General features: G+C 29.5%; 12 protein-coding genes. 11 read left to right on the forward strand and 1 reads right to left on the reverse strand.

What is annotated here, in order from left to right; genetic code table 11:
* The first annotated feature begins 1 nt into the window (after position 1).
* The 4 genes from CLU81_RS24105 (at position 2) to CLU81_RS24120 (ending at position 4,070) form a co-directional block, all read left to right on the forward strand.
* Positions 2 to 418, forward strand: coding sequence for a GtrA family protein (locus CLU81_RS24105; protein ID WP_099712163.1), 417 nt, complete (start codon positions 2 to 4; stop codon positions 416 to 418).
* 226 nt (positions 419 to 644) lie between these two features.
* Entirely contained in the window at positions 645 to 1,223 is a 579-nt protein-coding gene (locus CLU81_RS24110) for a DUF4833 domain-containing protein (RefSeq protein ID WP_099712164.1), read from the forward strand.
* Between the two features lie 555 nt (positions 1,224 to 1,778).
* On the forward strand, positions 1,779 to 2,099 hold the full coding sequence (locus CLU81_RS24115; protein ID WP_099712165.1) for a helix-turn-helix domain-containing protein: 321 nt from the start codon (positions 1,779 to 1,781) through the stop codon (positions 2,097 to 2,099).
* A 279-nt stretch (positions 2,100 to 2,378) separates the two neighbouring features.
* A complete protein-coding gene (locus tag CLU81_RS24120; protein WP_099712166.1) occupies positions 2,379 to 4,070 on the forward strand; it encodes a S41 family peptidase in 1,692 nt (563 codons plus the stop codon).
* A 69-nt stretch (positions 4,071 to 4,139) separates the two neighbouring features.
* Here CLU81_RS24120 and CLU81_RS24125 read toward each other — a convergent pair whose 3' ends face one another.
* On the reverse strand, positions 4,140 to 4,436 hold the full coding sequence (locus tag CLU81_RS24125; protein WP_144444560.1) for a helix-turn-helix transcriptional regulator: 297 nt from the start codon (positions 4,434 to 4,436) through the stop codon (positions 4,140 to 4,142).
* Between the two features lie 344 nt (positions 4,437 to 4,780).
* Here CLU81_RS24125 and CLU81_RS27010 point away from each other — a divergent pair, with 344 nt between their 5' ends.
* The 7 genes from CLU81_RS27010 to CLU81_RS24160 all read left to right on the forward strand — a co-directional run bounded on the left by CLU81_RS27010 (position 4,781) and on the right by CLU81_RS24160 (position 14,504).
* A complete protein-coding gene (locus CLU81_RS27010; protein WP_198857312.1) occupies positions 4,781 to 4,951 on the forward strand; it encodes a hypothetical protein in 171 nt (56 codons plus the stop codon).
* A gap of 155 nt (positions 4,952 to 5,106) precedes the next feature.
* A complete protein-coding gene (locus CLU81_RS24135) occupies positions 5,107 to 5,490 on the forward strand; it encodes a hypothetical protein (RefSeq protein ID WP_144444561.1) in 384 nt (127 codons plus the stop codon).
* Positions 5,491 to 5,533: 43 nt separating this feature from the next.
* Positions 5,534 to 6,694 (forward strand): lanthionine synthetase LanC family protein, encoded by a 1,161-nt coding sequence (locus CLU81_RS24140; RefSeq protein WP_099712169.1) that lies wholly within the window; start codon positions 5,534 to 5,536, stop codon positions 6,692 to 6,694.
* Between the two features lie 47 nt (positions 6,695 to 6,741).
* Positions 6,742 to 9,597: a thiopeptide-type bacteriocin biosynthesis protein gene (locus tag CLU81_RS24145; protein WP_099712170.1), complete on the forward strand. Its 2,856-nt coding sequence runs from the start codon at positions 6,742 to 6,744 to the stop codon at positions 9,595 to 9,597.
* A 12-nt stretch (positions 9,598 to 9,609) separates the two neighbouring features.
* Positions 9,610 to 10,947 carry a DUF6734 family protein gene (locus CLU81_RS24150; RefSeq protein WP_099712171.1) on the forward strand — a complete coding sequence of 446 codons (1,338 nt, stop codon included), beginning with the start codon at positions 9,610 to 9,612 and terminating at the stop codon, positions 10,945 to 10,947.
* Between the two features lie 6 nt (positions 10,948 to 10,953).
* The gene (locus tag CLU81_RS24155; RefSeq protein WP_099712172.1) at positions 10,954 to 12,282 is read left to right on the forward strand and encodes a DUF6734 family protein; all 1,329 of its coding nucleotides are present in this window, start codon (positions 10,954 to 10,956) and stop codon (positions 12,280 to 12,282) included.
* Between the two features lie 2 nt (positions 12,283 to 12,284).
* Positions 12,285 to 14,504, forward strand: coding sequence for a peptidase domain-containing ABC transporter (locus tag CLU81_RS24160; RefSeq protein ID WP_099712173.1), 2,220 nt, complete (start codon positions 12,285 to 12,287; stop codon positions 14,502 to 14,504).
* Positions 14,505 to 14,533: the final 29 nt, after the last annotated feature.

The following is a 14,533-nucleotide window of genomic DNA, read 5'->3' on the forward strand; positions in this document are numbered from 1 at the left end:
AATGTTCAGGAAAAAATCTGTTTATACCTTTCTACAAGCACAAGTTGCGGCATTTTTAGGTGGCATTACTGATTATGCCTTAATGATTTTATTAACAGAAGTATTTGAATTGCATTTTACTTTTTCTATTCTAATCTCCGGAACCGTTGGCGCAATTATCAATTTCAGCATCAATAGATTTTGGGTATTTAAAACTCAATCCGGTTATAGCAGCCACATCAATAGTCAGCTTTTTAAATTTGCGTTGGTTGTATTGGGAAGCATTTCCTTAAAATCATTTGGTACGCTTATTTTACAAAAAGTATTTCAAATCGATTATAGAATCGGAAGATTAATCACGGACAGTTTTGTTTCTTATGGATTTAATTATCCGCTGATTAAATATTGGGTTTTTAAAGTAAACGAAAAAAGAATGTAATCGAATCTAATCTAATTAGAATATAAATAACCAATTAAGTGTTTTCTTCCAACACATAGAAACATAGATTTTATATGTAAAAGAAGAATACAAAAAGAAACTAGTTTCTCACACATAGTCAACTATGTTTGTTTGAATGAGTGAAACGCCTTTTTTAAGCGTCCTAAATCTATGTTTCTATGTGTTAAAAATAATTGTAACCAATAGGTTATATAAAAACTTCGATATGAATAATTTATCATTTAAATATATTACAAAATCACTAATCGTTATAACGATCTTAGTAACTATAATTTCTGAAAATGTATTGGCACAATCTAAAAATCCATCGCCATTAAATTTTCCAACGCCTAAGAATATAGATAATATGCTATTTTATATTCAGCGTGACCCAAATATAAACACTGCTATTTATGCTATAAACTATCAGGAAAATGGAAAAATAAACAAAAGCAATCCTATAAAAGCCTATTGGATTCGATATGCTGAAAACGGAGAAAAAAAAGATTTGAATTATATGCAACGCAAATTTGCATACGGATTAGAAAGCAAAACCTTAAACAATGAAGAATTTGAGCTTCAATTTGTATCGTATAAAAAGTTGCCTTTAACCTTGAAAAAAATAGATTCAGATCAAAAATATCATGTTTTTGTAAGTGTGAATCAGAAGAGAATTCAAGTCGAAAAAATATTTGTGCGCATTGAAGGAGGTTCTTTTTGGTTACCAAATGTAAAGTATGCCGAAGTTACCGGAGTTGAAACTTCCTCAAATAAAATAATTACGGAAAGAATGTTATTGAAATAAGATACTGAGACAACTTTTTATTTAAGTGTAAATATGAATAAATAAAAAGTCAAAAAAAGCCCATTTCGTTAGAAATGGGCTTTTCATGTTTTGACCTTGACGGGGACAATTTACAAATCATTTTTTCTTTTTTAAGAATCTTTTGCGCTTTTTTAGAGCTACTACATCGATAATTTACCTGCTAAATTTCTATATTTTATCTTGATATTTATTTTTGCACTATAAATGTATGTATTTGATTGTTAATTTTTTAGATCTATATAGCAGTTTTTTAAATCTTGATTTTTATTGGATGTTTTTTTATTTTTTGATTTTTAATATAGTTTCGATTTGTCCTTATCAGGGATTTTACTAGTTAAAAACTGCATTCATGAAAAATCAATTATTACCACTTTTTAATAAAGGAGCGTACGTGATCATTTATAGCTTTTGTGTGTTCTTAACCTCCAACTCTCAATCCTCTGATCTTGTACAATAACAACAGACAGAACGAAAAAAGGATAAGTATTATTTCTTAAAATAAACTCAGAAGTGATTAAATTAAAATTGCAGATTATGCGATTACAAAGACAATTATCGCAGGAAGAAATTGCTGATTTAATTGGTATGACACAGTCAACTTATAGCCGAAAAGAAAAAGGAGTTACAAATATAACAATGCAGGAATGGATAAAAATTGCTAAAGTTTTAGGTGTCGAAAAAGACGAAATCTATCAGGCAAGTGTTTCCAAAAAAGACAAACTAAATGTGTCGGAGAATCAAAATCTCTATATTGTTACTTACGTTTTGGAGCAAATTGACTTTTTGCAGAGGAAAAATTATGAACTTAAAGAAGAAATAAGAATACTTCAAAATAAAGATGCTGTTTTTAATTAACTGATAATGAGTTTATTTAAAGGCAGGTATGAATAGTTCTGGATTGTATTAAAAATTTTATAAAATATAGGCAATCGGTACTGTCTTTTGATAATATCTTAGTTTTGAAATTAACTTTTTCCATTCTTCAAGACAATATTCCCTATAAAACATTTACTATTAATATAACTATGAATTGTTTTCTTGGAAATCAATCTGTTCAATAAAATATTTTATTTACAAAATGCTCTTTCTAAAAGACATTAATTTGACCATGCAAGTAACTATTTAATCCATTCTATGAAAAAAATTATTCTGCTTTTTATGCTTTTAGCTGGTATATATGGATATTCGGCAACATTGAGAACTAGTAATAATTCTTATAACAATGAATTAACTGAAGTTGAAAAACTATATGCAATAGGTAAAGTTTGGGGCTTTTTGAAATATTATCATCCAAATGTTGCTAATGGCAGCCAAAATTGGGATGATCAACTATTTAAAATTTTACAGGAAACAGAAAAAACACAAACGCAGGAAGAATTTTCCACTGTTATTTTTGAGTGGATCAACTCTTTGGGAGAAGTTAAAAATAGTGTCAACTTATTAGAGCGATCGTCTAAAAATGATTATTTCGACAAAAACTTAGGTTTTGCATGGTTTAAGAATAGAAAGTTTTTCTCAAAAGAACTGTCTGAAAAATTAGAAACTATTGAGGCAAATAGATTTCAAGGTCCCAATTTTTATGTTTCTTTTCAAACAACGAATCCAAATGCCTCTCCTTTGCAATTTACAAATGAGGTTAAATATTCTAAATTTGAATGGTCTGACAAAAAAATGAGGCTCTTAGCCTTATTTAGATATTGGAATTATGTTGCTTATTTTTTTCCTTATAAATACCAAATGGATGAAAATTGGGATAAAGTCCTCGTCGATATTTTGCCGGAATTTATAAATACAAAAAGTGAAATTGAATTTCATTTAGCAATGCGCGAATTATCGATTAAATTAAATGATAGTCACGCATCTATTGGAACAAGTAAAATGTTTGAAAAATTTGGCGATAAATTTGTACCAGCTGATTTTAAAATTATTAATAAAAAAGCAGTAGTCATAAGTTTGAAAAATGATTCTCTGGCAACTATTTCTGATATAAAAGTAGGAGATGTTATTACAAAAGTGAATGGAAAAACCATTGATTTTTTAATTAAGGAGAACAGCAAGTATGTTGAGGGATCTAACGAAGCAGCTATTTTGCGAAATATGTATTGGGTGATTTTTAATGGAAAATCAGATTCTCTACAAGTTGAATATAACAGGGAAGGAAAAACAGCCTTAAAGTATATAAAGCGATATCCCTATCAGAATATAAAAAATAAGGTTGTTGAAAAAGATAAATGGAAATTTTTGGACAATAATGTGGCCTATATTGATATGAGTGCAATTACAGAAGATGACGTTCCTACAATCATGAAAGAATGCATGAATAGTAAAGCAATTATTTTTGATTTGAGATATAATTCACAGGGTACCAATTATATAATATCAGAATATCTGAACCCGGAACCACGAGAATTTGTGAAATTCATCGACAACGATTTAACCACTCCTGGTAGATTTGTCTGGAGAAAAGAAATCGAGAAATGCGGAAAGATTAATCCTGATTATTACAAAGGAAAGGTCATCATATTAGTAAATGAAGTCACCCAAAGCCATGGTGAATATACTGCAATGAATTTTCAGACAGCACCATACGCGACTGTTATTGGCTCTCAGACCTCAGGAGCAGATGGAGGAGTGGTACGCTTTGAAATCATAAATGGATTTTGGACACAATTTAGCAGTTATGGTATTTTTTATCCTAATAAAAAAGAAACCCAGCGAGTTGGAATAGTACCCGATATTAAAGTAAAACAGACTATTTTAGGGATTCAGCAGGGGAGAGACGAATTCCTTGAAAGAGCTTTGTTATTTGCTCAGACAGGAAATTGAAAATTAAGGTACCCAGTTTAATTTTTTTCCCAACTCCTGTTTTTTTAAATACAGACAAGTTTAGTAGTGTTATTTTTGAAGTATTCTTAATTTTTCCTGAAGTTCAAAATTTTCTTTTTGCAAAAAGTTTATTTTCTCCAAAAACTCGGGAGGAATGTTTAGATTTTCGAACACCTTAAATATGTCTTTTTTGGAAATGCTTGCCTGATAGATTTCATCTTTTTCGACAGCCAAGACTTTAGCAATTTTTATCCATTCCTGCATTGTTATATTTGTAACTCCTTTTTCTTTTCGACTATAAGTTGACTGAGTCATACCAATTAAATCAGCAATTTCTTCCTGCGATAATTGTCTCTTTAATCGCATTTTTTGCAATTTTATTTTAATCACTTCTGAGTGTTTTTTTGTAAGCAATAATACACAATTTATAAGAATATACAAACATATTGTATGTAATTGAATTTTATTTTTAATTTTTTTTTGTGATATTTTTTATTTGTAATGTAATTAAATGTGTAAAAGGAAATAAATAGTGTGTTAAAATTGCATAAAAAATGCATAAGACTTAATTTGTATCTAACCTATTTTTGAATTCAGTCTTGATTGAAAAATCGACCTGTTTTTATCAAAAGTCGACGTGGTTTAAAATAGGTTTTTTTGGTTAAGATGGAACTATAAAAAACAATGTCAAACATCAAACAAAATTAAAGATGAAAAAAAAATTAAGTTTAAAAAGTCTAAAAGTTGTTAAATTATCAGATCAGGAAAAATCTACAATCACTGGCGGAAGTGGAACTTGCGGAAATTCTGGAGCAAATTCTTGCAACCAGACATCTGTATGGCCAATCAATTGTTATACTACAATGGTTTTCAGCTGCTAAAACAAAGTTTCTGAATTTAAGTTAAGTTTAAAACCTGAATTTAAATTTCTACAAAGGGTATTTTCAGTTTTGAAAATATCCTTTGATTGAAATTAATAAATAAAATTACTGTCGGGAGAAATCCTGACAACATTTTAAAAAGAAAAAATTATATAATGAAAAAATTCATGCTTCTTGTTACCCTTTTTATTGGACTTGCAGGGTATTCTCAAAGTTTAGATTGTGCAAGATTTAAAAATGTAAAATATTATTCTCCGGCTCATCCCGGACAATATGCTATTATGAAAGATTCGATTCAGGAGAATTACACTAATGATAAATTAGAAATTACCTGGAGTTTAAACTGGTTATCAGAATGTAAATACGAAGTTGTGTGTACAAAAAATACAGGCTCAGAACCTATACAGCCCGGCGACAGGCTTATATACACAATCATTAATACTGATAATGATTGTTTTACGGTATCTGTATTATATAAAAATAAAGATAATACCGCTGAGAAAACTTTTCAGAGAGGCTTTTGTATCAAAAAAGATTAGAAATCTTAGTTTTTACATTTAACTAGGTTAATTTTTTTAGTATATGGAAGATGCAATATTAAAGGTTGAAAAAAATATTTGGGAATCATTTGAAGGTGAAAACAGGATTGGGCTATTAACAGGTTTATCCGGAATGGCTTTTTTTTACAGTAAAATGTATTCAGTTTACAAACTGGATGATTATTTGGTGAAATTAACAACAATTATCGAGAAAGTAAATAATATACTTGAAAACGAACCATCTATAACTACGTTATGTTCAGGATTAGCCGGATTTGGTCTCGTATTGTTAAGTTTAGAAGATGATATAATTGATATTGATAGAGAATATTTTGAAAGTATCGATTCCGTTTTATTAGAAGATTTGAAAAGTAACTGTGAAGCAAATCACTATGATTTCCTCCATGGTTCAATGGGAATTGCAATGTATTTCATTGAAAGATGTAAATCTGATAAAAATGAACAAAACATAGCAGAATTAAATCATTTTTCTGAAAATTTACTTTATAAAATAAATAATAACCTGCAGGAAATTTTAATTTCAGAAGTGGCGTTAGACAGTGATGATCGATTCTGCATTTATTTTGGTATAGCTCATGGAATAGCCGGTTATTTAAATTTTTTACTCTATCTGCAAAGCAATTTTGCAGAACTAAAATCAGACATCACTTCTTCTTTACAAACGTGTATTTCTTATTTAAAGTCGTATAAAAAGTTTGATGAAAATTCGAAGCAATTTTATCCAAACTTACTTTTAATACACTCAAATACAATTGTTAATTCAAGATTATCTTGGTGTCAGGGTGATTTTGGAATTGCTAACTCCTTATATAATTGTGGAATTTATTTAAATGATACTCATTTAATAAAAGAATCAGAAGAGTTAATAGCATCCTGCCAGAAAATATCTTTTGAAGAATCCTTTGTAAATGATTTTGGATTATGTCATGGATCTGCAGGAATAGCGATTCAATATCATTTAGCTTCCAAAAAACATGAAACTCTTTTTTCAGAAGATATTCAAAAATGGCTAAATATAGTTGAGAGACAAACTTCAAATTATCAGCAATTCTTAGCTTATGAAAAAGGCAGTTATCATTTAGAAACAAATCTTTTAGAAGGCTCAGTTGGTCTTGGTTTGATCCTGTTAACACTAGAAAACAAGATTGACCACAAGTGGCTTGAGCTGGTGAATTTGCATTAATAAAGCATTTTACCAACCCTAAATTACAATTAATAAACAGCATAAAAATGATTTTTTTTGACGCAATTATCAAGAGAGCTACCAACTTTTCGGTTCAATCATATAGCATTCATAGAAATGATATAGTAGATTTTTTTGATGCAAACGATTTATTCCAGCTTTCAGTATTAATTTCTTCAAACAGCCTTTATCATGATGTAAAAAAGAATAAAAGAGACAAGATTGAAGGTTCATTATCAAAATATTATACGAGAGCGCACTTTAATCCAACGCCTTTTGGATTATTTAGCAGCGTAGGCATTGCAAAATGGGGCACTTCTACAAAATTGCCCAAATCAAAAAGCATTAAGTTATCTATTACTCACGATAATCTTTTTTTGTCTTTGCACCAGAATAATAAGTTAAAGACAGATTGGAAGGGACTTAAATATTCAATAAATCCTTCGCTACATTTTTTAAATAATGATAAAATTGGTTTTTATAATTCTGAGGCAAAAAAGAATGATAAAATTGAGATAAATTTTGTTGAACTTGATTATGATGAGGATTTAAAATGGTTACTGGAAAAATTTAGGCAAAGTACTGATATCGGTCAATTAATCAATGATTTATTATTAGAAGGATTTGAAACAGATGAAGTCGAAGTTTATTTACTGCAGTTAATTGATATTGGATTATTGATTGAAAATTTTCTATTTAATCCGTACGGAAAAAAATTAGAAACCAATTTTCCGGTTTATTTTTCTGATTTGATAGCCAAAAAAAGTTATCACTTACAGGATAATAATGATGCGAAGTTGTTTAATAATCAATATATTCTGGAACAGGATTTGTTTTTCAAAGAAACTGAAAACAAACGCTTTTCGCATTCTATTAATTCTTTTGATTTGCAAATTGGTTCTGTCAATTCGAATATTCAGCCATTAATAGAAAAATATATAGATTTTATTTTAAGTTATAATTTTAATACAAAACCTGTTACAGGAAAAATTAACGAATTTATAGCTAAAGTGTCCGAAAGCTATAACGATGGTTTTATTCCTTTAAATTCAATATTTAATCCTTATTCGGGAATTCGCTATCAAGATGATAATGCAGATTTTGTTCTAAAACTTCATCAGGATATTTTCCGTAAAATTATAGCATCAACAGAAAAAGAATTATTTCTAAATCTGCCAACAGAAGCAAATATTAGTGAAAAGAAAAAACAGCTTCCGCTTACTTTTAATGTTTTAGCAGAGATTTTAAAATGTAAAAGTACAGGTGAAGAAATTGTGTTTATGCGAGGTTTAGGCGGTGGTTCTGCGCTCGATATTATTTCGCGATTTAGTGAAGTCAATACCGAATTGTGTAAGGAAATAATTAATTATGAAAAGGAGGTTAACAAGAATAAAATCCTTGCGGATGTAAATTGTGTTGGTAACTTTAGAAGTATTAATATTTCACCAAAAGAGCAATTATACGACTACTGCATCCCAATCAATACCTCTTATGCAGAAAGTAAAAATCCAATATTTACATCAGATATATACGCTTATTTAGAAAGCGGAAAAATGCGTTTGGTATCAAAAGAACATCAAAAAGAGATTAAACCCAAAAAAGTATCAGCGATTAATCCTAAAATGTCCGAGTCTGATTTATACAAGTTTTTGTGTGATTTTGAAGTTTATAATGAAGAAATATATGGCATCAATTTCGATTTTAATACTTATTCGTGTTTTAGGGATTTTATTCCCAGAATATATTTGGAAAGCAATATATTGTTAGCACCAGCTCAAATTCTTTTGGTAGACGATGATTATAGTTTTGAAGAATTTAAAAATTATTTTCTTGAAAAAATAGTGAAGTTTGAATTTAGTAAAACAGTTAATTTTTATTATTTAAAAGGAAATTCAATCATTGACACATCCAAAGATGAAGAGCTGAAAATTATTTACGACAGTCTTAAAACGCGTGATTATTTTTATGTTTCTGAGAATATTTACGAACAATTTCATCCGGCAGTAGAGAATGATTCGGGTAATTATGCTCATGAACTGATCTTGAGTGTAAAAAATAGTTATTATAAATCGGAAGAGTTTACAAGAAATATTGTTATAAACAACCATGCAAATACTCATATTCCGCTGGTTTCTGATTGGATATATTTTGAGGTTTATTGTAATTCTTACGCAGACAATGATATTTTAAAAAGGATATACAGCGAACTCTGTACAGCAAATAAATTGACAGAATTTTTCTTTGTTCATTATGACAGCAATGGTCGTCAATTGCGATTACGTTTTAAAACTGATTCGGTTGATAATAAAAGAGATATTATAAATTTTGTGGATAATTTGCAGGTAGACAATATGATCAAAAAGTATCAGATTTTACCTTATGCACCAGAAACTTTCAGATATGGAGGTCCTGTATTAATGCGTTGTGCTGAGTTTATTTTTAATTTGGATAGTAAAGATTTGATAGAAAATGTCATTCTAAAAGATCTCGATTCTGCAGATTATTCTATTGTTGCCATACATAAAATTATAAATTATCTTGACTTAATTGGCTTCACAAATGATGAGATGATTCATTATTGCGAAAACTGTATTCAAAATTTCTCCAAAGAATTTCAACTGACTACAGATTTAAGAAAGAAATTTAATGAAGAATATGCTAAAATAAGGTTCAATGTTGCGACCTATAGTTATACCAGTTTTGTTCATAATAGGGATCTAAAAAGCAAATTATCAGAAGAGTTAAAGCAAAATACAATTCCGGTTGCTTCTTTTATATGGCTCATAATTCACATGAGTATGAACAGGCATTTTAATGAAAAACAAAGATTCAATGAATTCAAGTCTTATTATTTGACCAAATGTTATCTGAATCAATTGAAATTTAAAAACTTAGCTAATTAGTTTCTCAATCGAATGAAAATTATACAAAGTTTTTGGTCTGGAAATCAAAAAAAAATAGATACTGAATACGGTTGGTGTAAGTCTCAATATCATTGGATGGGATGGATACTTAGTGTAAATCAATTAGTTAAGTATTATGATAAAGTAGAGCTTTATACAGATGATTTTGGATATGAGATTCTTATTAATAAGCTTCAATTGCCTTATACGAAAGTTCATGTTGTTTTAAATGACCTTAATGAATATCCGGCAGAACTTTGGGCTCTGGCAAAAATTAAGGTTTATTCGATGCAGGAAGAACCGTTTATTCATGTTGATGGCGATGTTTTTGTATGGAGCGAGTTTTCAAATAATTTAAAAAAGGCCGCTTTAGTTGCTCAAAATAAGGAAAAAACGACAAATTACTATCATTTTATGTGGACTAGTATAGCTCCGTTTTTGTCTTATATACCCGTTGAGATTGAGGATTTTGGCAAGAATGCTTCACATTTAAGTGCTAATATGGGAATTACCGGAGGCACTGACATTTCATTTTATAAGCAATATGCAAAAAAGGCTTTTGAGTTTGTTGAAAAAAACAAACAAATCTGGACCGATATAAACCTATTCAACTTTAATATTTTTTTTGAGCAGGTGCTTTTTTATAAAATGGCCGAGATAAATAGTTTACCGATAGCGTATTTATTCTCTGAAATTTGGGAGGACAATTTATACACAGGATTTGGAGATTTTCATCATGTTCCTCACCAAAAAACGTATTTGCATTTATTGGGAGACTTTAAAAGAAATCTATCCGTGTGTAAGGCAATGGAAGGATATATAATGAAATTTTATCCTAAAGATTATTCTCAATTAATGAAATTATATCTCTTGAAAGAAGCTGTAATAGGAAAGGAGCATACTTTAAATGATAAGGTTGTAGCCGAATTATCTGAAGAATTTGAGTTGGAGGTTCAAAAAAATAAATTTTCAGAATCTCATTTTCTTTTAAAAAGAGACCTTAATAATGTTGGTTTAAATAGGGAATATAAAAAATTTCTGGAAGAAGAAAATGATTTTAAAGTGGTTCGTTTGCCCGGTTTTAATATTGTTGAAAAAGATGAAATAAAAACACTGGAAATAGAGGAGTATAATTCAGATTTAAGAATTTTTGAGTTAGATCAGGTAGATGAAATACTTATGGAGGTATTGCTTGTTCCAATATCTTATTTCGATCTTATCGACGAAATGAACTTGTATTTAGAAGATGAGAACGATCAGGATTCCGTACAAGAAATGGCAGCTGTTATTAAGGGTAAAATTGAAATTTACATCACTTTAAAAATTATAGGTATTTACAGTTTTAATTAAAAAAAAATGAAAGTTATACAAAGTTTCTGGAGTGGAAATCAAAATAATTTTGATAATTCCGGGGGATGGTATTCTTATCGGTATCATTGGATGAGCTGGATTTTGAGTTGCCATCAGCTCATTAAATATCACAATGATGTAGAATTATATACGGACAAATTTGGTTATGAAATTTTGATCGAAAAATTAAAATTGCCTTATACCAAAGTTCATGTCATTTTGGATGAAGTCAATGATTATCCCAAGGATTTTTGGGCAATTGCAAAAGTCAAAACTTTTCAAAAACAAAACGAACCTTTTTTACACGTTGATGGCGATGTTTTTGTATGGAATTCGTTAACAGACCAATTTAAGAATTCAAATTTGGTTGTTCAAAGTATGGAAGTTACGGATATGTATTATCGCAATATCTGGAAAGATATTTATCCGGAATTGGTTTATTTACCGGAAGAATTGCAAAAATTTCATATCGACCAAAGCAATATTTCATACAATATGGGTATTGTTGGGGGAAATAACGTGAATTTTTTTAAAAACTACTGTAAAAAAAGTATCGAGTTTGTTGATGCTAACAAGGTTTCCTGGAGTCGGATAAACGGGCTGCATTTTAATGTATTTTTTGAGCAGCTTTTACTTTGTAAATATGCAGAATCAATGAAACAGGAAGTTAATTTTTTATTTCCTGAAAAGCCTGTTGATAATGAATATTTTGGTTTTGCTGATTTTCATAAAGTTCCTGACAAGACATATCTGCATTTGTTAGGAAACTATAAAAAAGAGCCTGTAATATGCAAATTCATGGAAAATTATATCATGAGATTTTATCCGGAATCTTACGCAAATCTGGGCGCATTAATCAATGAATTTAATGAAATAGATTCAGAAATTGAAATTCTAAATCCGGAAATTGTTCAGGAATTAATGAATGAATTTCAAGCTGAATTGCGAAACGATAGTTTTGATTCGAATCAATTTTTATTAAAAAGAGATCTCTATAGCGTAGATCTGTATAAAAAAATAAATGTTTTTTTTAAAGAAAATCAGGATTTTAAGATCGTAAAATTAAATGGTTTTGAGCTAAAGGAATCTGCTTCTGATCAAAATAGTATAGTAATTGAAGAACTTAATTCGCCTTTTAGAGAATATATATTAGATGAATTGGATGAAATTTTATTAGAAGAACTAAATATTCCTGTTTCCTATGTTCATCTTGCAGAAACTATAAAAGAATATTTGGAAGACGATGACGAGGAATCTGTTAATGAAATTTCAGAACTATTAAAAACAAAACTTAAAAATTATATTAAGTTAAAAATAATAAGTATATACAATTAATTTTGAAAAAATTTACCAATTATATTCAGGCTGATTCTAAAGATTGTGGAGCGACTTGTATAAAAATTATTGCCAAACATTATGGTAAAATTATTCATATTCAGGATTTAAGAACTTATAGTGAAACCAATCGCGAAGGCAGTAATTTATTGTTGTTAAGTGACGCTTGCGAAAAGATTGGTTTTAGAACATTAGGTGCAAAACTTAGCTGTGAAAAACTCAGCGAGATTCCCCTTCCGTGCATCATACATTGGAATAAAATTCATTTTGTGGTATTGTATAAAGTTAAGAATAGAAAATATTTTATATCAGATCCGGCATTTGGTTTATTAGAATATGATGAAGAACAATTCATAAAATTATGGATAGGAAGTAACTCAAATCGTGAAACCGAAGAAGGAATAACGCTCTTACTAGAACCAGCTCCGCTTTTTAGCGAAAATGAAGAAAAGGGACCTGAAGAAAATAAATTTGGATTTTCGCTATTATTCAGATACATCATTCCTTATAAAAGATTTCTGGTTCAGTTAGCCGTAGGATTACTTGCTACAACAATGCTGCAGTTGATTTTTCCATTTTTGACACAGAGTATTGTTGACGTTGGAATACAAAATCAGAATATCAATTTTATTTATCTCATTCTATTTGCCCAGCTTTTTTTATTTGTTGGTAAAACTGCTCTGGATCTTATACGAAGCTGGATTATGCTTCATATGTCAGCAAGAATCAATATATCTTTAATTTCGGATTTTTTCATAAAATTAATGAATCTGCCTATTTCATTTTTTGATGTCAGGATGACGGGTGATATTATGCAGCGTATTAATGACCATCAGAGAATTGAAAACGTTTTAACTTCTTCATCATTAACCGTTTTATTTTCAATAGTCAACATGGTTATTATGGGCGGTGTTTTAGCGTATTACAGTATCGAAATATTTGTTGTTTTTTTCTTAGGAAGCGCCTTTTATTTTTTATGGATTATATTGTTTTTAAAAAGAAGATCTGTTTTAGATTACAAACGATTTGCAGAGGTAAGTCAGGAACAAAGCAAGGTGATAGAATTAATAAGCGGAATGCAGGAAATTAAACTTCACAATGCTGAAAAGCAAAAAAGATGGGGTTGGGAATATATTCAGGCGAGATTATTCAAAGTGTCAATTAAAAGACTGGCTTTAGAGCAAACCCAAATTACGGGATCGAATTTTATCAATGAAATAAAGAATATAATTATAATTTTTCTGTCGGCTAAATTTGTTATTGACGGACAAATTACTCTCGGCATGATGCTCGCTATAAGCAGTATAGTAGGAAGTTTAAACGGACCTATAGTACAAATTATCACTTTTGTGAGAGAAATTCAGGATGCAAAGATATCTCTGGCCAGACTATCTGAAATTCATGAAAAAGAAGATGAAAGTCAGCAGGAAGAATATCAGACCCATGATTTGCCTTCGCAATTTGATATTTTAATTAATAATCTGTCGTTTCGTTATGCAGGTTCTAATAACATCGTTTTAGATAATTTAAATTTATTAATACCGGCAAACAAAATAACGGCTATTGTTGGTACAAGCGGCAGCGGAAAATCGACCCTGATGAAATTATTATTAAAATTTTATGAATTAGAAAATGGCACAATTACACTGATGCCTAAATTGCTTAACGAACAAAACAATGCTATTGATTTAAAAAATATTGCTCAAAAAGTATGGCGTCATAGTATTGGAACGGTAATGCAGGAAGGGTTTATTTTTAATGATACCATTGCCAATAACATTGCAGTTGGAGTTGATAAGATTGACAAAAATAAACTAAAATATGCAGCAGAAGTGGCTAATATATCAAGTTATATTTTGGGGCTTCCGTTAGGATATAATGCTAAAATTGGAAGCGAAGGTACAGGTATGAGCACGGGACAAAAACAAAGATTACTTATTGCGAGAGCCGTATATAAAGATCCTGAAATTTTATTTTTTGATGAAGCAACTTCGGCTCTGGATACCAACAATGAAAAAATTATAATGAAAAATTTATCAAATTTTTTCGAAAATAGAACAGTGGTAATTATAGCCCACAGATTAAGCACAGTGATTAATGCAGATAAAATAGTGGTTCTGGATAAAGGCCAGATTATTGAGGTTGGAACGCATCAGGAATTGGTTGGATTTCAAGGAGCTTATTATGAATTGGTTAGAAATCAGTTAAACTTAGGCTCTTAGTTTGTATTCAAATGAATTAAAAAGATTAA

Origin of the sequence: Flavobacterium sp. 9 (assembly GCF_002754195.1) — a bacterium.
Lineage (GTDB): Bacteria > Bacteroidota > Bacteroidia > Flavobacteriales > Flavobacteriaceae > Flavobacterium.

Bases quoted from the DNA above. Each gene is read 5' to 3' on its own strand.
- CLU81_RS24105 (WP_099712163.1), top strand. From the start codon at position 2: ATGTTCAGGAAAAAATCTGTTTATACCTTTCTACAAGCACAAGTTGCG.
- CLU81_RS24110 (WP_099712164.1), top strand. From the start codon at position 645: ATGAATAATTTATCATTTAAATATATTACAAAATCACTAATCGTTATA.
- CLU81_RS24115 (WP_099712165.1), top strand. From the start codon at position 1,779: ATGCGATTACAAAGACAATTATCGCAGGAAGAAATTGCTGATTTAATT.
- CLU81_RS24120 (WP_099712166.1), top strand. From the start codon at position 2,379: ATGAAAAAAATTATTCTGCTTTTTATGCTTTTAGCTGGTATATATGGA.
- CLU81_RS24125 (WP_144444560.1), bottom strand. From the start codon at position 4,436: ATGCGATTAAAGAGACAATTATCGCAGGAAGAAATTGCTGATTTAATT.
- CLU81_RS27010 (WP_198857312.1), top strand. From the start codon at position 4,781: ATGAAAAAAAAATTAAGTTTAAAAAGTCTAAAAGTTGTTAAATTATCA.
- CLU81_RS24135 (WP_144444561.1), top strand. From the start codon at position 5,107: ATGAAAAAATTCATGCTTCTTGTTACCCTTTTTATTGGACTTGCAGGG.
- CLU81_RS24140 (WP_099712169.1), top strand. From the start codon at position 5,534: ATGGAAGATGCAATATTAAAGGTTGAAAAAAATATTTGGGAATCATTT.
- CLU81_RS24145 (WP_099712170.1), top strand. From the start codon at position 6,742: ATGATTTTTTTTGACGCAATTATCAAGAGAGCTACCAACTTTTCGGTT.
- CLU81_RS24150 (WP_099712171.1), top strand. From the start codon at position 9,610: ATGAAAATTATACAAAGTTTTTGGTCTGGAAATCAAAAAAAAATAGAT.
- CLU81_RS24155 (WP_099712172.1), top strand. From the start codon at position 10,954: ATGAAAGTTATACAAAGTTTCTGGAGTGGAAATCAAAATAATTTTGAT.